Source organism: Cupriavidus sp. GW823-FHT07A04 (assembly GCF_058794615.1).
In genome coordinates this window covers 233809-251940 of the sequence record NZ_JBXAHA010000004.1, presented here as the reverse complement: position 1 = coordinate 251940, position 18132 = coordinate 233809, and the positions used below count along the sequence as shown (strand labels likewise).

General features: G+C 67.0%; 17 protein-coding genes and 1 pseudogene. 12 read left to right on the top strand and 6 right to left on the bottom strand.

What is annotated here, in order from left to right; all coding sequences use genetic code 11:
- Positions 1–12 precede the first annotated feature (12 nt).
- On the bottom strand, positions 13–1092 hold the full coding sequence (gene cyoA / locus AC1Q7Q_RS08965; RefSeq protein ID WP_492370529.1) for a ubiquinol oxidase subunit II: 1080 nt from the start codon (positions 1090–1092) through the stop codon (positions 13–15).
- Between the two features lie 147 nt (positions 1093–1239).
- Between cyoA and AC1Q7Q_RS08960 the strand changes: the two genes are divergently transcribed.
- On the top strand, positions 1240–2586 hold the full coding sequence (locus AC1Q7Q_RS08960) for an MFS transporter (RefSeq protein ID WP_492370530.1): 1347 nt from the start codon (positions 1240–1242) through the stop codon (positions 2584–2586).
- A 70-nt stretch (positions 2587–2656) separates the two neighbouring features.
- On the opposite strand, the gene AC1Q7Q_RS08955 is transcribed toward AC1Q7Q_RS08960, so the two are convergent.
- The 3 genes from AC1Q7Q_RS08955 to AC1Q7Q_RS08945 all read right to left on the bottom strand — a co-directional run bounded on the left by AC1Q7Q_RS08955 (position 2657) and on the right by AC1Q7Q_RS08945 (position 6585).
- Entirely contained in the window at positions 2657–4264 is a 1608-nt protein-coding gene (locus tag AC1Q7Q_RS08955) for an alpha/beta hydrolase family protein (protein WP_492370531.1), read from the bottom strand.
- A 196-nt stretch (positions 4265–4460) separates the two neighbouring features.
- Positions 4461–5573, bottom strand: coding sequence for a CaiB/BaiF CoA transferase family protein (locus AC1Q7Q_RS08950; protein ID WP_492370532.1), 1113 nt, complete (start codon positions 5571–5573; stop codon positions 4461–4463).
- A 7-nt stretch (positions 5574–5580) separates the two neighbouring features.
- Positions 5581–6585 carry a Bug family tripartite tricarboxylate transporter substrate binding protein gene (locus AC1Q7Q_RS08945; protein WP_492370533.1) on the bottom strand — a complete coding sequence of 335 codons (1005 nt, stop codon included), beginning with the start codon at positions 6583–6585 and terminating at the stop codon, positions 5581–5583.
- Positions 6586–6676: 91 nt separating this feature from the next.
- Between AC1Q7Q_RS08945 and AC1Q7Q_RS08940 the strand changes: the two genes are divergently transcribed.
- The 4 genes and pseudogenes from AC1Q7Q_RS08940 to AC1Q7Q_RS08925 all read left to right on the top strand — a co-directional run bounded on the left by AC1Q7Q_RS08940 (position 6677) and on the right by AC1Q7Q_RS08925 (position 10495).
- Complete coding sequence (locus tag AC1Q7Q_RS08940; RefSeq protein ID WP_492370534.1) at positions 6677–7642, top strand: LysR family transcriptional regulator; 966 nt, start codon at positions 6677–6679, stop codon at positions 7640–7642.
- Between the two features lie 158 nt (positions 7643–7800).
- Positions 7801–8499, top strand: coding sequence for a YceH family protein (locus AC1Q7Q_RS08935; protein WP_492370535.1), 699 nt, complete (start codon positions 7801–7803; stop codon positions 8497–8499).
- Between the two features lie 882 nt (positions 8500–9381).
- Positions 9382–10001 (top strand): annotated as a pseudogene (locus AC1Q7Q_RS08930) (isocitrate lyase/PEP mutase family protein).
- A 131-nt stretch (positions 10002–10132) separates the two neighbouring features.
- A complete protein-coding gene (locus tag AC1Q7Q_RS08925) occupies positions 10133–10495 on the top strand; it encodes a translation initiation factor Sui1 (RefSeq protein WP_492370536.1) in 363 nt (120 codons plus the stop codon).
- Between the two features lie 62 nt (positions 10496–10557).
- Here AC1Q7Q_RS08925 and AC1Q7Q_RS08920 read toward each other — a convergent pair whose 3' ends face one another.
- On the bottom strand, positions 10558–10734 hold the full coding sequence (locus AC1Q7Q_RS08920) for a hypothetical protein (RefSeq protein WP_170301757.1): 177 nt from the start codon (positions 10732–10734) through the stop codon (positions 10558–10560).
- A 446-nt stretch (positions 10735–11180) separates the two neighbouring features.
- Between AC1Q7Q_RS08920 and AC1Q7Q_RS08915 the strand changes: the two genes are divergently transcribed.
- The 7 genes from AC1Q7Q_RS08915 (at position 11181) to AC1Q7Q_RS08885 (ending at position 16851) form a co-directional block, all read left to right on the top strand.
- On the top strand, positions 11181–12398 hold the full coding sequence (locus AC1Q7Q_RS08915) for an amine dehydrogenase large subunit (protein WP_492370537.1): 1218 nt from the start codon (positions 11181–11183) through the stop codon (positions 12396–12398).
- Positions 12395–13018, top strand: a complete 624-nt coding sequence (locus tag AC1Q7Q_RS08910) for a MauE/DoxX family redox-associated membrane protein (protein WP_492370538.1) — start codon at positions 12395–12397, stop codon at positions 13016–13018. Before AC1Q7Q_RS08915 ends, AC1Q7Q_RS08910 begins: the two co-directional genes overlap by 4 nt.
- Before the next feature lie 7 nt (positions 13019–13025).
- Positions 13026–13613 (top strand): methylamine dehydrogenase accessory protein MauD, encoded by a 588-nt coding sequence (gene mauD, locus AC1Q7Q_RS08905; protein ID WP_492370539.1) that lies wholly within the window; start codon positions 13026–13028, stop codon positions 13611–13613.
- Between the two features lie 19 nt (positions 13614–13632).
- A complete protein-coding gene (locus AC1Q7Q_RS08900; protein WP_492370540.1) occupies positions 13633–14154 on the top strand; it encodes a methylamine dehydrogenase light chain in 522 nt (173 codons plus the stop codon).
- A complete protein-coding gene (locus AC1Q7Q_RS08895; RefSeq protein WP_492370541.1) occupies positions 14151–14606 on the top strand; it encodes a c-type cytochrome in 456 nt (151 codons plus the stop codon). Before AC1Q7Q_RS08900 ends, AC1Q7Q_RS08895 begins: the two co-directional genes overlap by 4 nt.
- Position 14607: 1 nt before the next feature.
- Complete coding sequence (locus tag AC1Q7Q_RS08890; RefSeq protein WP_492370542.1) at positions 14608–15093, top strand: cytochrome C; 486 nt, start codon at positions 14608–14610, stop codon at positions 15091–15093.
- A gap of 300 nt (positions 15094–15393) precedes the next feature.
- Complete coding sequence (locus AC1Q7Q_RS08885) at positions 15394–16851, top strand: amidase (RefSeq protein WP_492370600.1); 1458 nt, start codon at positions 15394–15396, stop codon at positions 16849–16851.
- Positions 16852–16917: 66 nt separating this feature from the next.
- Here AC1Q7Q_RS08885 and AC1Q7Q_RS08880 read toward each other — a convergent pair whose 3' ends face one another.
- Positions 16918–18099 (bottom strand): XAC2610-related protein, encoded by a 1182-nt coding sequence (locus tag AC1Q7Q_RS08880; RefSeq protein WP_492370543.1) that lies wholly within the window; start codon positions 18097–18099, stop codon positions 16918–16920.
- Positions 18100–18132 lie beyond the last annotated feature (33 nt).

The window sequence follows — 18132 nt, the reverse complement described above, 5'->3', positions numbered from 1 at the left end:
CATTGGGCAATGTCATTGCGGCAACGTCCTGGCGGACGCCACACGGGGACCGTTGCCAATGCCGGCAGGGTCGCCTGCCGTGCAGATGGCGCCCAGGCTCGCGCCAGCAGCGCCGCGTTCGAGCGCCGCCACGTTGAGGGTCCGCGGCTTGTCCTTGCCCTGGCCCTGCCTCGCACTCATGGCCATGTCCTTGATGCAAGGCCGGTTGGCTTGCACGCAGCGGTTCAGGATCGCGTCGTACAAACCCGACGCCACGCTGGCGTAGCGCCTCACCGGCTCAAGCTCGCTGGGTTGCTCCAGCTGCAGGTAAGCGTCGCGCGTCAGGGCCCCGCCGCCGGCCTTGGCTTGCTGCACCCATCGCGCGAATTCCTCCGCGCTCATGCCATGGAACTTGAAACGCATGCCGGAGAAGCCCGCGCCGCTGTAGTTGGCGGAGAAGCCCTCGTAGACACCCGGCTGGTTGATCACCGCGTGCAGCTTGGTCTCCATGCCCGGCATGGCATAGACCTGCCCCGCCAGCGCAGGAATGAAGAAGGAGTTCATCACGGTGGACGCCGTGATCTTGAAGCGGATCGGCTGATCCACCGGCGCCGCCAGCTCGTTGACGGTGGCGATGCCTTGCTCGGGGTAGAAGAAAAGCCACTTCCAGTCCAGCGCCACCACCTCCACGGTGAGTGGCTCCATGGCCATGGGCACCGGGCGCCCGGCATCGATGCGGCTCAAGGACTGGTAGGGATCGAGCTTGTGCGTGCTGACCCAGGTCAACGCGCCCAGGGCGATGATGATCAAGAGCGGCGCGGCCCAGATCACCAGCTCCAGCAAGGTCGAATGGTCCCAGTCGGGCTCGTAGATGGCCTCCCTGTTGGCCTCGCGGTAGCGCCAGGCGAAGAGCAGCGTCAGCGCGATCACCGGCACGATGATCAACAGCATCAGCCCGGTTGAAATGATGATTAGATCACGCTGCCGGATCGCGAGATCCCCGGCCGGGGCTAGCAAGACAGCATTGCAGCCCGTCAGCAGCAGGATGGCAGCGAACAACAGACACCCGCGCGTCGCGTAGCGGGATGGCACTATCCGAATGCGAAATTGCATAGCCGTGGAAGTGATCGTTGGAACTACGCCGGTGGGCTGGCCGCGGAAACTCAACATTTCCTATGGCACTGTAGTCAAAGAAGTGCCATTCTTAAAGGAGTGACACAAAACGCCACCCCGAACAACGAGAGACGAGAGGGCCTGACGATGTCCAGCAGCAGCAGCAGCAGCGGCGTTGCGCACCAGCACCAGCCGTCACCGTCTTCCCCCACGCCCGCGCAAGACGCGGCGCACCGGGCGCAGGTGGCGCCAGCCGAGATCGCCGCCGGCGTCGTCATCGGGCGAGCGTCCGAGTATTTCGACTTCTTCGTCTACGGCATCGCCTCGGTGCTGATCTTCCCCAGCGTGTTCTTCCCGTTCGTCAGGCAACTGGAAGGGCTGCTGCTCTCCTTCACCATCTTTTCCTTCGCCTTCATCGCCCGGCCATTCGGGACCACCTTGTTCATGGCGATCCAGCACCGCTGGGGACGCAGCATCAAGCTGACGGCCGCGTTGTTCCTGCTGGGCACCGCCACGGCGGGCATGGCGTTCCTGCCGGGCTACGATGCGCTCGGCAACCACGCCATCGTCATCCTGGCGGCGCTGCGCATCCTGCAGGGCATTGCGCTGGGCGGCTCATGGGACGGGCTGCCATCGCTGCTGGCACTGAACGCCCCGGCGCACCGCCGCGGCTGGTACTCGATGCTGGGCCAGCTCGGCGCGCCGATCGGCTTTCTCCTTGCCGGCTCGCTGTTCCTCTACCTGCGCGCCAACCTGGATTTCGATGAGTTCCTGGACTGGGGCTGGCGCTATCCGTTCTACGTGGCGTTCGCCATCAACGTGGTCGCGCTATTCGCGCGCCTGCGGCTGGTGGTGACCCAGGAGTACACGCAGTTGCTTGAAGAAGGCGAGCTGGAGCCGATCAGCCCGGTGCAGATAATGCGCGCCCAGGGCTACAACCTGTTCATCGGTGCCTTCGCCGCACTGGCCAGCTACGCGCTGTTCCACCTGGTCACGGTGTTCCCGCTGTCGTGGGTCGCGCTGCACGCCACGCAGGACATCAATGACGTGCTGATCATCCAGATCATCGGCGCGGGGATCGCCATGGCGGCCACCATCGCCTCCGGCTGGATCGCCGACCGCATCGGGCGGCGCACCACGCTGGCGCTGATGGCAGTCCTGATCGGCATCTTCGGCCTGTTCGCGCCGTACCTGATGAACGGTACCCCGGCGCGGCAAGACCTGTTCATCCTGATCGGCTTCGGCTTGCTGGGCTTGTCGTACGGGCAGGCCGCGGGCGCTGTCACGGCAAACTTCGGATCGCGCTTTCGCTATACCGGCGCGGCGCTGACTTCCGATTTTGCGTGGCTGTTCGGCGCCGCCTTTGCGCCGCTGGTGGCGTTGGGACTGTCGGCGGAGTTCGGCTTGTTTGCCGTCAGCGGCTACCTGCTGTCCGGCGTGGCGTGCACGTTGCTGGCGCTGTGGATCAATCGCAAGATGGAAGCGCGCGACTGACCCGGCCACGACAAAACAAACGGCCAGTCATGCGCAATGACTGGCCGCTGTCTTTTCCGCGCCGCTTTGCTCAGAAATTCCCGAAGAACCCGCGCGCGGCGACCATGCAGAACGGCGCCACCAGGCTCCCGTGGTAGGCCTCGATCACCGCCGACGCACCGCCATCGGTCGCGCCCGCCGCCACCGCCTGCGCGGCGAGCGTTGCCTTGGCCAGCGCAAAGCCCTGCTTGATCGGCGCATAAGGATCGGCAGGCCCCGCCACCGGCGCATCCACATCCAGCACCGAAGTCAGCCCCACCGGCACCTTGGCGTTGCGCCAGTAAGCCTGCTGCACGGTCGCGTTGAAGAAGAACACCGTCGGGTCGAAGCGACCGCCGCAAAGCTGCACCGGGGCACGCGGGATCCAGTTGCGCAAGTCATTGCGCTTGAACGCCTGGCGCAGCGGCGCAACCGGGTTGGCCGCCGGCGCCATCGCCACCGTGGTGTACGGGAACGCGCCATCCGGATTGACCAGCGCGTCTTCCAGCAGGCCGAGGCGGAAGCTGTTGCGCACCAGGTTGCCTTTGCCAAACCCGAGGGCAAAGATCGGCGTCAGCTCAGGCGGCGCCAGCGGGGGCGAAGTCGGCGGCGTCAGCGAGGCAAACTGCGCAGCCGGCGGATCGGGGTTGAAGAGCGCCGTGGCGGGCAATTTTCCGTTGCCGATCAGCGTGTCGATTGGTGTCACGCTCGGCAGGAGATCCTCGATGCCACGCGCGTAGGTTGCCTCAAACAGGTCGCCCGGCCAGCGGTAGATGTTGCCGTAGGCGTTCTGGTAGCTGGTCGCCACCAAGGTCGTGAAGATGGTGGAACCCAGATCCACCTCACCCGCGATCAGCGCGTCCCCGGTGGCCGCCATGGCATAGGGCCCCGAACCTGTGGAAGCCGCCGTCACGTTGATGCCCGCCGCCTGAAGCGCGCGATGCGTGGCCATGGCAACGTGGCCGCCCTGCGAATATCCGGTGACAAAGAGCTTGCCATTCTCCCGCGCCGCCTTGCCCGAGTCCGCCCGGGCCAGCGCAACCCGTGCGGCCCGCAGCGAGTCGATCATGTCCGCCGATTGCTGCTGGGCATTCAGGTAGGGATGATAGGAAAGCTCGGAGCCGGCGTAACCCGCATAGTTGCTCGCCACCACGATATAGCCCTGCGCGGCATACATGGCCGCAACGCTGATGCCCTCCGAGGCGCCATCACCATTGCCCGGGTCCTTCTGCGTCAGGTCCGCAAGGTTGTACTTGCGGTAGGTGGTGGTGCCATGCGCGTACATCAACGCCGGGCGTGGCCCACTGCATGCGCGCCCGCCGCTTGGAATCATCAGCGCGCCGCTCGCGGTGGTGGGCTCATTGGCGCCGCCGATGGTGCGGTAGCGGAAATAGACGATCTCCAGGTCGCACGCAGGGGTGCCAGCGACCTGCAATAGCTGGCGGCCTGAATCGCTCGCGTTGAGAACGCCGGCCAGCGCGGCCGCGCTCAGGCGCAGCGTGGTCCTGTGATCGAGAAGCTGGCCGCGACTACTGTTGTAGTTGTCGTTGCCATTACAACTGCCCCCGCTGCAAGAACTCGCCGATTGCGCATAAGCCCCCGCGCTCAGCGCCAGACACGTCAAGGCCGCAAAGCCCGCCTTCGCCATGGTCAATCGCATCTTCCATCCCCCCGCCTGTGGACTATGTCAGTTAGCCTGATCCACACAATTAGCGGAGTGTAGGTAAACGGATCAACCACCCGCCAGCCTTATAGCGCACGATCTCGTATTGTGAAAAAGGGATGAACTGGTCATGATGCCCATTCATCCCGAGGGTCAAGACCGGTAACGCGCGGTTGCAGCCAAGCGGCCCGGCCTAGTGCCCGGTGCGCACCCGGAAGCCCAGCCCCGGCGACACCACGGCGGCATCGCCATCGCGCAGTTCGATGGTTTCCAGGCTGCCGTTGTCCCGGGATTCAGCGGCAAACTCTGCGATGTTGCGCAGGCGCGCGGCCGGAATGCCGCACGCGCTAAGCCGCGCTTCCAGCTCCGCGGCCAGGCCATCGGCCAGCGCGGCGGCGAGCGCCGCCTTGAGCGCGCCCGGATCGAGCGAGCGCACAAAGGCAGGCAGGCCGTTGCGTTCCAGCGGCGGATTGAACAAGGCGGGATCCCGCGCCAGATGGCCAAGGCCCAGCGCTTCGAGCAATGCCAGCAACTGGCCTGGCGTGTTCGCGCCGATGGCCAGCCAGCCATCGCGCGTGCGGAAGAAATCGGCGGAGGGGCTGCCGGAATAACCCTGGTTGCCCTGCCGGGGCGGCGTGGCCCCGCGTGTGAGCGCGTCGCAGGCCATGGGGTACATCAGCTGCATGCCGGCGCTGGCCATGGAGATATCGAGCAGCATGCCGCGCCCGGTGCGCTCGCTGTCGCGTACACCGGCAAGGATGGCGAAGGCGGCGAGCAGCCCCGTGGCGGAGTCGATGACCGGGAACCCCGTCTTGATGGGCGGGTCGCCCTCGTTGCCCGCCATGTAGGCCATGCCGGTGGCGGCCTGCACCACGTGGTCATAAGCGGGCCGGCCGCGCCATGCCGGCGCGCCGCGCCCAAAGCCGGAGATGCTGCAATAGACCACGCGCGGATTCAGCGCAAGCACGGCCTCGAAGCCGAGCCCGAAGCGCTCCAGCACGCCCGGCCGCAGGTTGTCGACGAAGACATCGCAGGTGGTGGCGAGCTCCAGCGCATGCTGGCGCCCTTGCTCGCTGCCAAGGTCGAGGGCAAGCGACGACTTGCCAGCGTTGAGCGCCACGAAGCCCTCGCGGCCCCGTCCGGCGCGGCGCATGACATCGCCGCCGTTGGCGTTTTCCACCTTGGTCACGTCGGCCCCGAGCTGCGCCAGCAGGAAGGTGGCGAAGGGACCGGCGATGACGTGCGAGAAATCGAGCACGCGGATGCCCGCGAGCGGGGTGAATGAATGGGTAGCGGTGACAGGCATGGCAAGCTCACTCGATCGTGATGTGGTTTTTCTCGATCACCTGCCGCATCCTGGCGGTTTCCTCGGCGACAAGGCGGGTGAAGGATTCGGGCGTGGGGCTCGGTTCGATGAGCGCCCCCGTCTCGGCATAGAAGCGGCGCAGCCCGGGATCCGCCAGTGCCTTCAGCATGGCGGCATGCAAGCGCGCCACCAGGGGCTTCGGCAGGTTTGCCGGGGCCCAGATGCCACTCCAGGAATCCAGCGTGAGATCGCTGCGCCCAAGCGCCTCGTTCAGGGTCGGCACGTCTGGCAGCCCGGGGATCCGCTGCGCCGAGGTCACGGCGAGCGCGCGCACCTTGCCGTTGCCGATCTGCGGCACGGCGGTGGCCGCTACCGGAAAGCCGAATTGCGTGTCGCCCTTGATCAGCGACGGCACGATCTCCACCGAGCCCTTGTAGGGGATATGGACCACGTTGATGCCTGTCGCCGATGCAAAGGCCGCGCCGCAGATATGCGCGGCCGAGCCGATGCCGCCCGATGCATAGTTCAGCGAGCCGGGCGAGCGCCGCGCGGCGGCCACCAGTTCGCCCACGGTGCGGTACGGCGAATTCGCCACCACCACCAGCACGGCGGGGCTGACGCCGATGCGGATCACATGGGTGAACGCCGCCGGATCGAACTTGACGGATGGCTGCAAGAGTTTCTGCGCGACATGGGTGGAGGCGCCCAGCAGCAAGGTGTAGCCATCGGCCGGCTGCTGCGCCACGGATTCGGCGGCAAGGATGCCTGCCGCGCCCACCTTGTTCTCCACCACGACGGGCTGGCCAAGCTCCCTGCCCAGCACTTCGGCCAGCTTGCGCGCCTGGATATCCGGGCCGCCGCCAGCGGCATACGGCACCACCAGGCGAATCGGGCGGCTGGGGTAGTTGTCCGCGGCAAACGCCGAAGCCGGCAGGCCGGATGCTGCCGCAACGGGCAACGTCAGCAGGGTCCGCAGCATCAGGCGACGCGTGCGGCGGGTGGATGCAGGCATCTCAGGTCTCCTTTCTGGTTTTGCCCGATTGTCACGCCGCGCCATCATTCGAGACAATGATCCAGTTCTTATGAATCCATCAGGATTGGTTATGGCAACGGTTTCCCCTTCGCGCGTGGCTGCGGCGCGCGCCGCCCATCCGAACCGGATCGACCGCCTGCGTATCCGCCATCTGCGGCTGCTGGACCTGGTGGCGCGAACCGGCTCCCTGACCGCTGCCGCCGAGGTCATGCACATCAGCCAGCCGGCGGTGACCAAGATGCTGCAGGAGCTGGAGCAAGCCTTCGGCTGCACGCTGATCGAGCGCACTACGCGAGGCGGCCGCCTGAGCCCGGCGGGCGAGCGCGCGCTGGAGCGCCTGCGCATTGCGCTGGGCGCCCTGGATGCGGCCAGCGAAGCCCTGGCGGCCCGGCCGGAGATCCCGCTGGTGCGCATGGGCGTGCTGCCGCTGGTCGGGGTCAACGTGCTGCCAAGGCTGGTCGCCACGCTGAGCCAGCAAGGTGTGCTGCCGCGCTTGCAGGTTAGGGAGCACACCGTCAGCGGCCTGCTCGGGCTGCTCGCCAGTGGCGAGCTCGACTGCGTCATAGGGCGGCTGGAAACCGATCATCCCGCGCCATCGCGGGAACGGCTGGACATCACGCCGCTATGGGATGAACACCTGGCCATTGCCTGCGCGCGGGACCACCCCCTGGCCAGGCGCCGCGAGGTAAGCCTGCCGGCGCTGCATGAAGGGCCTTGGATCCTGCCGCCGCGCGGCACTCACACGCGTGAGATCTTCGAGCAGCCGTTTCTCGATAGCGGCCGGTTGCCGCCCGTGCCGCATATCGAATCGATCTCATTTCACAGCAGCTTGTCGATGGTTGCCGCGAGTGGCTTCCTGACGGTTGCGCCGGCCAGCGCCGTGCGCCACTACGGCGAGACGTCCATGGTGCGCCAGGTGCGCTTGCGCACGCCGTTCGCCTCCGGGCGGATGGTGTTCATTACCCAACGGGATGCAGCAGTTGCGCCGGCGGTCACCTTGATCGCCAACGCCCTGCGGCAAGCCGGCAACCCTTAGGGGCGCGCCGGATGGGCGCCAGGTTCGCGCAAACTCACATTGCCCCGCCCCCTGACCGGATATCATATGCCCACCAAACAAGGCGCTCCCGGCCGGCCCACGATCAGCGGATCCGCGCATCGGCCCGGGGCAAGCAGCTTCACCTAGCGATACCACTCATGAATCCCAATCCCGACACCCCCGCACGCCCGGCCATCCGCTCCCTGACGCAGCTTGAAGGGCGCGTGCTGGCCGTGCTGGTCGAAAAGCAGCACACGGTGCCGGACACCTATCCGCTGTCGCTCAACGCGCTGACATCCGGCTGCAACCAGAAGACCGCGCGCTCACCGGTGATGAATGCCTCCGAGGCCGAGATCCTCACCGCCATCGATGGCCTGAAACGCCTGAGCCTGGCCATGGAAGGCAGCAGCAGCCGCGTGCCGCGATTCGAGCAGAACATGAAACGCGTGCTGGGCGTGCCGAGCCAGTCGGTCGCGTTGCTCACCACGCTGCTGCTGCGCGGGCCCCAGACGGCCGCGGAGCTGAGGCTGAACTCCGCGCGCCTGCACGCCTTTGCCGACATCTCGTCGGTCGAGGTGTTCCTGGAAGAGCTGGCCGCCGCCGAGCCACCCTTTGTCGTCAAGCTGCCGCGTGCTCCCGGCGGACGCGAAAACCGCTGGATGCACCTGCTGTGCGGGGAAGTCAGCGTCGATGACATCGCCGAGCGCGGCGGTGCCGACGACAACATCTCGCCCTCCGAATTCGAGTCGCTCAAAGCCGAGCAAAAGGAACTGGCGGAAAAGGTGAACCGGCTTCAGGCGCTGGTGGAGCGCATGGCGGGCGAACTCGGCATTGCGATCGACAAAGCGGCGCTTTAGTCGCGAGCGCAGGCGCGGGGAGAGCGCATTCTGCAGCCAGTGGAAATGTGCCGGGTAATCTATTTTTCGCCCAGACCGGCCGCGAACCCGCTGGAGCCTGAAACCGAATGGCCGCGGTGCCCGCCGCGCGCGGTTCCCAGCCTGTCGACGCGCCACAACAGATGTCGTTGGCCCGATTAGTGCTTGCGCGTATGATCGGGCATGGATGCTCCCTATTCACCGCGAGGCCGCAAACCAGATTGTCACGGCTTCGCCAAGCTCCCATGGCGCAGCCTTCCAGGGCAGACCAGGACACTACGCTGTCACAAATCTGTCCTTGAATGGCAGCCATACTTTGCAGTCCAAACACGTTGAGGCCTTTGACGATGCGCGTGACGATTCGCACCATTACCATCCCAGGAAGCCAAGGCCGGGCCGCCCTTCACCAGGCCGTTGTGTATGCCACGACGGAACAGGAGGCTGCACCACTCATGACGAGTGACTGGAGCCAGCGCGAGCCTGAAGTCTTCATGGCTGCCCAGACTTGGGCAAGACGCAATACCTACATCGTTTCGAATCCCCGCACTGGTGCGTTTTACGGGAGCCCTGCCGGGCGCTAGGCAGCGCCATCGACAGTGCGCAAGGGGGCGCCGCACAAGCGCCCCACCGTCAAGCACCCGGGCCCGATGCAGACATTGCGTGCCTTGCGAGCGCCTTCAACGAAGGCCCGGGCATCTTTCGCTCTGACACTTTCGCCCCCTAATGTATGGACATGGCGCACATCGCGCCAGTGGCTGAGCGCTCGCTCGTTATTCGCTATCATGCCGCACCACATCCCCTCGAAGGGCAAGCACCATGCCGGCGTTTTCCACGCCGGCCATGGGCCGCCACACCGCAAAAAAAATGACAACTCCATCCCTCGCCGAGCGCCTGCGCCAACCGCGCGTGCTGCTGGTGCCCGGCGTCTACGACGCGTTCTCGGCGCTGGTCGCCGCGCAAGCGGGATTTGAAGCGCTCTACCTGTCTGGCGCCGCCGTGGCCTACACGCAGCTCGGGCGCTCGGACGTGGGCCTGACCACCGCCACCGAGACGGTGGTACCCTGATCCTGGCCCGCACCGATGCGGTGGCCATCGAGGGACTGGACGCGGCGATCGAGCGCGCCGAGGCCTATGTGGCATGCGGAGTCGACGCGCTGTTTATCGAGGCCTTGCGCACCGAGCAAGACATGGCTCGCGTCTGCGCGCACTTTGCCGGGCGCATTCCCTTGCTGGCCAATATGGTGGAGGGCGGCAAGACGCCAGTGCAGAGCGCCGCCGAACTCGCCGGCCGGGGCTTTCGCATCGTGATTTTCCCCGGTGGCGTGGTGCGCTTCATCGGCGCGCAGATGAAGCGCTACTACGGCAGCCTGCTCGAACATGGCACCACCGCGCCGATGCGCGATGCCATGCTGGATTTCGACGGGCTGAACGGCGTCATCGGTACGCCGGAGCTGATCGCGCAGGGGCAGAGCTACGGTGAGTGAGCCACGGCTGTTGGCGAGGGCAGCAAGCGGCACCTGAAATGCGCCGTCACCCTCTTGCAGGCGCCGCGCGCTTGTCGTACGCTGCCTGCCCCGGGGCTGCGCCAGCCAGCCCGTCACCCGGAACGCCTGTCATGTCTCACCCGAAACCCGCCAGCTCGCTGGTCTACTCCACCGAACACGGCCGCATGTGCCCCGGCTGCGGCCATGCGCTGGCGGCCTGCACCTGCGGCAAGGCGCGGCCGGTCGTGCAAGGCGACGGCATCGTGCGGGTGTCGCGGGAGACCAAGGGCCGCAAGGGCAAGGGAGTGACGCTGGTGCGCGGCGCGGCGCTGGACGCGCTGTCGCTGGCGCAATTGGGCAAGGAACTGAAGGCCGCCTGTGGCTCGGGTGGCACCGTCAAGGACGGTGTGATCGAAATCCAGGGCGACCACTGCGACACGGTAGTGGAGAAACTCAAGCAGCGCGGGATGACCGTCAAGCGGGCCGGCGGCTAAGCGCCCCTGGGCCGCGCGTCAACAGGCCGTGAAAGGCCTTGATCAGCCTCTTAGCCAGCCTCCTAGCGGGTGCGCTGCTTGTAGACGATGGTGCCGTCGGACTTGCGCTGGGGCACGACCGGGTTGCGGGAGTTGCACACCGGACAGCGAAACAGCGGGCCCTGGCCTTCGTCCTTGACCGTGACGTCCTTGGGGTCCCAACGCGTCTGGCACGACTGGTTCTGGCAGGTATAAAACATCTTCATTCTCCGTATTAGGCGCGGATCGTAGCATGGTGGCAGCCTCAGCCCGTTCTGGCGCCGCTGCGCAGCCGCTTTTGCTGCCGCTTTTGCCGCCCCGGCTGCACCGCCTTCGCCCTCTTCATCCCCACTGGCCATTCTGCTCCGTTTCCGAAAACGGATAAGCCTGCGCCTTGGCGTTTACCCCCCTGGCATGGCGCTGCGTGCACAGCAGCAGTGCAGGTTCGCCCTGAAGCCGGATGGCGCGCACCGCCGGCAGGCGCACCCGCCGTGGCATGTGAGCGCCAGGCACCGCAAGCCGCCATGACGGCACACGCCGGCGTGCCGCGCAGCCCGGCCGGCATTGGTGAATATCCCCGTGCCGCCGTTGCCGATTTCGGATAACGCCCGCGCGCCCCCGTTCGTAGACTGGCCCCATTGCAAAGCGCATCCCAAGGAGCCATCCAGTGAACGAGGTAAGCACCAGGGCCATCACCCGACGGCCCGGCGTGGTACGCAGAGTAGCCGCAGCGACGATGTTGAGCGTGCTAGCCTTGCCAGCGGCCGCCGCCCCCAATGCCAGCGATGCCGCCAGCACCGCCGAACTGCAGCCGGAAACCCTCTCCGTGCAACCGCTCGCGCCAGCCGACGATGGCCGGCTCTATATCTCCGATGTGGCGTTCAAGCATATGGTGGACGGGCGCCTGCACGTGGTGGACGGCAAGCGCATGCGCTACCTCGGGCTGGTGCCCACCGCGTTCGGCGGCCAGAGCGTGCTGTCCCCGGACAAGCGCACGCTGTATGTGATCTCCACGTTCTACACGCGGCTCGCGCGCGGCGAGCGGGCTGATGTGGTGAGCCTGTATGACACCGCCACGCTGGCCTACCGCAGCGAGATCGTGATCCCGCCCAAGCACGCACAGTCCCTGAACTACCGGGGCATCGCCGCGGTATCCGCCGACGGCCATTTTCTTTATGTGCAGAATGCCACGCCCGCCACCTCGGTCAGCATCGTCGACCTGCAGGCTGGCAAGTTCGTGGCGGAGGCACAAACCCCGGGCTGCTGGGGCATATTTGCCACCGAGGCGTCCAGCCAGCGTTTTCGCACCCTGTGCAGCGACGGCACGCTGCTGACGGTGACGCATGACGCCGCCGGCCAGCCCAGCGGGCAAAAGCGCAGTGCGCGCATGTTCGATCCCGATGCTGATCCGGTCTTCCTGCACAGCGAGCGCGTGGGCAACACGCTGACCTTCGTGTCCTTCAACGGCAACGTCTATAGCGCGGATCTCGCGGGTGAGACGCCAGTCTTCGCGCAGCCCTGGCCCGTGGTGGACGCGGCGGACCGCAAGGCGGGCTGGAAGCCGGGCGGCTACCAGTTGTTCGCGCTGCACGCGGCCACGGGCCGCCTGTACCTGGGCATGCATCCGCGCAGCAAGGAGGGATCGCACAAGACCCCCGCCGCCGAGATCTGGACCATCGACCTGGCGCAGCACAAGCGCATCGCCCGCGCGCCGGGGCAGAACGCGCTGGCGCTCACCATCACGCAAGGGCCGCAGCCGACGCTGTATGTGCTGGACGCCGCCAGGGCCGGCGTGGTGTCGCTGGACCCGGCCCGGGGCCTCAAGCCCGTGGCGCGCCTGGACCAGGTGGCGGAGAACGCGGTGCAGCTGGAGCTGCATCAATGAGCGCCGCCGCCGTGGTCTCCGACGTGCTGCGCGATCCGGTCGTGGCAGCGGCATGTTCCGCCGCTGCCGCACTGGTACTGGCGCACGCCCTGTGGCCCAAGCTGCGCGACTTCTCCGGCTTCTGGGGCGCCGTCAGCGCCTACCGGCTGGTGCCCGACGCATGGTCGCGCCCGGTTGCGCTTGCCTACCTGGGCGCCGAGACGGCCAGCGTGGCGGCGCTGGTTGCCGCGCCGCTGCACCCGGGCGCGGCGCTGCTGGCGGCATGCGTGGTGGCAGCAGCCAGCGGTGCAGTGGGCATCAACCTGCTGCGCGGGCGGCGCGACATCCGCTGCGGCTGCGGCAGCGACGCCGACAACCTGCGGCTATCCCACGGCCTGCTGCTGCGCAACCTTGGCTTGCTCGCGGTGCTGGTGCTGGCCGCGATCGCTGCTGCCGGACTGGCGGCGGGCACGGCACCCCGGGCGCTCAACCTGCTCGACACCCTCGCCGCCGGCTTCTGCGCGCTCGCGCTGTTGCTGCTCTGGCTCGGCGCCACGCAATTGCTGGTCAATGCCGACCGCGCTGCCCACCGCACCGGCCACCGGGCTTCCAGCCACCCTACGCATTCCCCCCTCTCGTGAGACTCCCATGACTGCCCTTGTGATTGCCAATTTCGTGCTGTGGATCGCCGTGCTGGCGCTGCTCTTCGGTTTCTATGCCCTGGCCCGCCAGGTCGGCATCCTGTTCGAGCGCGTCGCGCCGATGGGCGCGCTGGTGATCGACGCCGGCCCACGCGTGGGCGAGGCGCTGCCGCCCTTTGCCTTGCAGGATGTGCGCGGCGGCCCGGTGGCGGTGGGCGGCGCGCAGCCGCGCAGCACGCTGCTGTTCTTTCTCTCGCCGACCTGCCCGGTCTGCAAGAAGCTGCTGCCGGTACTCAAGTCGATGCAGGCCAGCGAGGCTGGCTGGCTGCGCGTGGTGCTCGCCTCCGACGGCGAACAGCCCGAGCACCTGGCCTTCCTGCGCCAGGCAGGGCTGGAAGCCTTCCCCTATGTGCTATCGCCCGAGCTCGGCATGCACCTGCAGATCGGCAAGCTGCCGTACGGCGTGCTGATGGACGAGCGCGGCACGCTGCGCGCCAAGGGCCTGGTGAATTCGCGCGAGCAGCTGGAGAGCCTGTTCACCGCGATGGACCTTAACGTGGGCTCGGTGCAGCAGTTCCTGGAAACGCGTGCCTGAAGGCAGGGAGAGAAAACCCATGTGGATTGACCGATTTTTCGAACACCAGAGCCGGCGCGCGGCGCAGCGCACGGGCCGGCGCAGCGTGCTGGCCACGCTCGGCAAGGTCATGGTGGGGACGATGGCGCTGCCGGTGCTGCCCTTCGACCGCAGCGCGCACGCGGCGGGAGCACACAGCAGCAAGGCCGCCGGCGCGCAAGCGCAGGACGAAACCGCCTGCGACTACTGGAAGTACTGCGCGGTGGATGGCTTTCTGTGCGCATGCTGCGGCGGCACTTCCACCTCCTGCCCGCCCGGCACCGAGCCCTCGCGCGTGTCGTGGGTCGGCACCTGCCACAACCCGGCCGACGGCAGGAACTACATGGTCAGCTACAACGATTGCTGCGGCAAGACCACGTGCGGGCGCTGCGAGTGCAACACCAACGAGCGCGAACGGCCGGGCTACCGGCTGGGCGTGCACAACGATGTGAACTGGTGCATGAGCAACGACAGCACCATGTTCCATTGCACCACCTCGATCATTCTCGGAGTCCAGGAATGAAGCGGTCTCTCTCACACCTAGCGCTGTGCCTGGCATGCGTGGCGCCTGCAAGCATCGCCCTTGCCGAGTCGCTGGCTGACCAGGGCAAGGCCTTGTTCGGCACGCACTGCGCCGCTTGCCACAATGCCGATGCCTCCGGCATCGCCGGCGTGGCGCCGCCACTGGCCGGCGCGCTGCGCGAGCGGCTCGCCACGCCGGCGGGCCAGGACTACCTGGCCAATGTGCTGACCCACGGCCTCGCTGGCCCGATCCAGTCGCAGGGCCAGTCGTTCAACGGCGTCATGCCCAGCTTCGCCACACTGCCGGATGCATCGCTGGCCGCCGTGCTGTCGTGGCTGGCGGCGAGCAACGGCGCGCCCGAGCAGGCCGTGAACACCGATACGCTGGCCCGCGCACGCGCCGAGCGCAAGACCCCGGGCGCCGTGCGCAAGCTGCGCGAGGCGGGGCAGTAGCATGGCATCGCGCAGAGCACGCACCTTGCGCGCGGCCGCGCGGCGCGGGCTGTGCCTGCTGGCGCTGGCCACGCTGGCCACGACCGCAAGCGCACAGGCCGAGCTGCGCCACGCGCGCGACAACTACCTGCTGCACTGCTCCGGCTGCCACCAGCCCGATGCGCGCGGCAAGCCCTCGGCCGGCATCCCCGACATGCGCGAGACCGTGCCCTTGCTGCTTGCCACGCCGGCCGGGCGCGCGTTCCTGATCCAGGTGCCGGGCACCTCCGCCTCAGCCCTGAGCGACGCAGAGATCGCAGGGCTGATGAACTGGCTGATGCCCGCGCTCACCGGCCACAACGACGTGCAGGCGTTCAGCACCGAGGAGGTGGGCCGCTATCGCCGCCAGCCGCTCGACGACGTGAGCGCGCACCGCGCGGCGATCCTGGGCAGTGGCGCAACGCCGACGCCGGACAAGACCGCCCGCGCGAGCCCCGGGCCAATGTGACAAACTCACGCAAACAAATACGCGAGACAAAAAACCGGAACGAGGAACGACACGATGAACCCCACAGGCAACACAGACCGTGACCGTGATAGCGACAATGCGCGCAACGCCGTCAATGGCCCCGCCCCCGGACAACCTTCGCGGCGCCATTTGCTGGGCCACCTGGCAGGCGCCACGCTAGCCGGCATCGCCGCTAGCGTCACTGCCAGCAGCGCCAGCGCGGCGCCCCCCGCCGGCAAGAACGGCGCACCGGACGCATCCGGCCCCGCCACCACGGCTGGCGGCCCGAATCCCATCGTCATGATGCCGGCCTGGCAACTCTCTCGCGAGATCCATGCCCGCAAGCTGTCGGCCCGCGAAGTCATGGCGGCCTACCTGGACCACATCGCACGGGTGAATCCCGGCGCCAACGCCATCGTCGCGCTGCGTGAGCCCGAAGTGCTGCTGCAGGAAGCCACCGCCTGCGACCAGGCCCTCGCCGCCGGCCGCTCAGCCGGCTGGATGCACGGCATGCCGCAAGCCCCCAAGGACCTGGCGCTCACGCGCGGCATCCGCACCACCTTCGGCTCACCCATCTTTCGGGACAACGTGCCCACGACGGACGCCATCATCGTGGAGCGCGCCCGCGCCGCCGGCGCCGTGCTGCTCGGCAAGACCAACACGCCGGAGTTCGGCCTGGGCTCGCAAACCTTCAACCCTGTCTACGGCGCCACCCGCAATCCCTATGACGCCAGCCGCACCGTCGGCGGCAGCAGCGGCGGCGCTGCCGCCGCGCTGGCGCTGCGCATGCTGCCGGTAGCGGATGGGAGCGACTTCGGCGGCTCGCTGCGCAACCCGGCCGGCTTCTGCAACGTCTATGGCATGCGCCCCAGCGCCGGGCGCGTGCCCTACGGCCCGGCCCCGGAAGTCTTTATCCAGCAACTCGGCTACGAAGGGCCCATGGCACGCACCGTCGCCGACGTGGCCCTGCTGCTGGCCACACAGGCCGGCCCCGATGCGCGCACGCCGCAGGCACTCGCGCAGGACCCGGTGCTGGCCACGCTCACCCCGGCCAATGTGGCCGACGTGCTGAAGAGCAACCTCAAGGGCAAGCGCGTGGCATGGCTGGGCGACTGGGACGGCTACCTGCCCATGGAAGCCGGCATCCTGCCGCTGTGCGAGGATGCCCTCAACGCCTTCCCGGCCTTTGGCGTGCAGGTGGAAGCCATCAAGCCTCCGTTCTCGCCGGAACGGCTCTGGAAGACCTGGCTGGTGCACCGTCATTTCCTGGTCGGCAACGGCATGCTGCCCTTCTACCAGGACCCGGCCAAGCGCGCGCTGCTCAAGGACTCCGCGATCTGGGAGATCGAAGGCATGCTCAAGCTCAGCGCCAGCGACGTCTATGCCGCCAGCATGGAGCGCAGCGCCTGGTATCAAGCGCTGCTAGGCGTGTTCAAGCAGTTCGACTACATCGCGGTGCCGACGGCGCAAGTCTTCCCATTCGATGTGAACCAGCCCTGGCCGAAGCAGATCGCCGGCCGCGAGATGGATACCTATCACCGCTGGATGGAAGTGGTGTTTCCCTGGACGCTGTCGGGATGTCCGGCAATCAGCGTGCCGGTGGGATTTGGGCCGCAGGGGTTGCCAATGGGGATGCAGTTGATTGGGCGGCCGCGGGACGACTTGTCGGTGTTGCGCCTGGCGCGGGCCTATGAAGAAGAGCGGGATTGGGTGGGCAAGCGGTTGCCGTCGGCGATGATGGGGTCAAGGACCGCTTGAGGATTGCGTATTCAACTGGCCATCCCGCAAACCACAGGCGGGATGCGCCACGCCGCCTCTGCTGTATCAGCGCTCCGGCTTTGTTCGTCGTGTCTGGTAATTCGGCTTCCCATTGCGCGAGCGGGAGTCGGTGACGATCTGCGACAGTCCCGACAAGGTCTCATCAAAAACGAACCGTCGCCGGGCGGCGTCGAACAAGAAGAAGTTCTCGGTGCTGTTCGGCCCGGCGCCTCCCGACATGCCAAAAATCGCAATGTCCGGATAGCCGTCGAAATTGGCGTCGACCACGCGCAAGGCGTCCGCGGGCGCCGCAAAGCCGGGATCGGAATCGAAGTCACGAATGACCTGAGTACGAACGCCGGATTTCCGATCGATGATTTCAATGGCGACCGCGTGCGGAGAGTCGGATGTGAGCTCGCCTTCGATAAATGCGACGCGAAACAGGAAATTGCGCGTTCTGGCGCGTTGCGCAACCCAATTCACCGCGACAGCATCGTCCCGGTCGACCCAGCCGTGGGTGATCGAGCCGTCCCGCCCGACGCGCTCGATTTCGTACCATTGCGCATCCGTGGAGAGGACAGGAACATAAGTCCCCGCGTCGAGACGGGTCAGGATCGTCTCACGATCGGCTCGGGCAAACAGTGGCACCGCCTTGGTGAGATACAAGATTGTCTGGTAAGGCCGGACCCTGTCGAGGGCAAAGCGATCCGCGTAGTAAGCCATCTCATAATGGTTGACCCCCTTGCCATACGCCTCGGGGCTGCATACGCCAAGCGCGCAAGCGCCGACCTCGTCGGCCGTTGGCTTGCGTTGCGGCCGAATGGTCTCGGTGCTCAGGTACGTCTTCCTGGGCTGCCAGGTCACGGTGAACGCCGCCGCCATCCGCTGTTTCAGCAGTGCCTCGGACTCGTTACTGATGTTGGTTCGGCAGAACGGCTGGGATGCCGAGTAGTCGTTCCAGCCGGGAAAGGCGTAGGCCACGCATAGCCTGTTCGCGGAGTTCACGTCGGTCCTGTAGCTTCTGTAGTCCTTGTCTACAAGGAAGTGCACCCTGTTGCCGTCCGAACCGGCTTCGTGCGACACCACCGCATAGGTGATATCCGCCGACTTGGGCAAGGCGTGCTCGAAGCGTTCCTTGAAGCGGCTTGTCTCGTCTTCCGGCACTCTGTTGGGCGGGCTCAGATGGGAGTCTGGCTCGACACGATAAATGCCTGGCGCCAGGAAGCCGGTCGCGAAAGCCGAATGCATGCACGCGAGAGCAAGGGCCAGAGCGGCGGAGGC

Bases quoted from the DNA above. Each gene is read 5' to 3' on its own strand.
- AC1Q7Q_RS08920 (WP_170301757.1), bottom strand. From the start codon at position 10,734: ATGTTTTATACCTGCCAGAACCAGTCGTGCCAGACGCGTTGGGACCCC.
- AC1Q7Q_RS08890 (WP_492370542.1), top strand. From the start codon at position 14,608: ATGGCATCGCGCAGAGCACGCACCTTGCGCGCGGCCGCGCGGCGCGGG.
- AC1Q7Q_RS08960 (WP_492370530.1), top strand. From the start codon at position 1,240: ATGTCCAGCAGCAGCAGCAGCAGCGGCGTTGCGCACCAGCACCAGCCG.
- cyoA (WP_492370529.1), bottom strand. From the start codon at position 1,092: ATGCAATTTCGCATTCGGATAGTGCCATCCCGCTACGCGACGCGCGGG.
- AC1Q7Q_RS08955 (WP_492370531.1), bottom strand. From the start codon at position 4,264: ATGCGATTGACCATGGCGAAGGCGGGCTTTGCGGCCTTGACGTGTCTG.
- AC1Q7Q_RS08940 (WP_492370534.1), top strand. From the start codon at position 6,677: ATGGCAACGGTTTCCCCTTCGCGCGTGGCTGCGGCGCGCGCCGCCCAT.
- AC1Q7Q_RS08950 (WP_492370532.1), bottom strand. From the start codon at position 5,573: ATGCCTGTCACCGCTACCCATTCATTCACCCCGCTCGCGGGCATCCGC.
- AC1Q7Q_RS08910 (WP_492370538.1), top strand. From the start codon at position 12,395: ATGAGCGCCGCCGCCGTGGTCTCCGACGTGCTGCGCGATCCGGTCGTG.
- AC1Q7Q_RS08925 (WP_492370536.1), top strand. From the start codon at position 10,133: ATGTCTCACCCGAAACCCGCCAGCTCGCTGGTCTACTCCACCGAACAC.
- AC1Q7Q_RS08935 (WP_492370535.1), top strand. From the start codon at position 7,801: ATGAATCCCAATCCCGACACCCCCGCACGCCCGGCCATCCGCTCCCTG.
- AC1Q7Q_RS08900 (WP_492370540.1), top strand. From the start codon at position 13,633: ATGTGGATTGACCGATTTTTCGAACACCAGAGCCGGCGCGCGGCGCAG.
- AC1Q7Q_RS08885 (WP_492370600.1), top strand. From the start codon at position 15,394: ATGATGCCGGCCTGGCAACTCTCTCGCGAGATCCATGCCCGCAAGCTG.
- AC1Q7Q_RS08880 (WP_492370543.1), bottom strand. From the start codon at position 18,099: ATGCATTCGGCTTTCGCGACCGGCTTCCTGGCGCCAGGCATTTATCGT.
- AC1Q7Q_RS08945 (WP_492370533.1), bottom strand. From the start codon at position 6,585: ATGCCTGCATCCACCCGCCGCACGCGTCGCCTGATGCTGCGGACCCTG.
- mauD (WP_492370539.1), top strand. From the start codon at position 13,026: ATGACTGCCCTTGTGATTGCCAATTTCGTGCTGTGGATCGCCGTGCTG.
- AC1Q7Q_RS08895 (WP_492370541.1), top strand. From the start codon at position 14,151: ATGAAGCGGTCTCTCTCACACCTAGCGCTGTGCCTGGCATGCGTGGCG.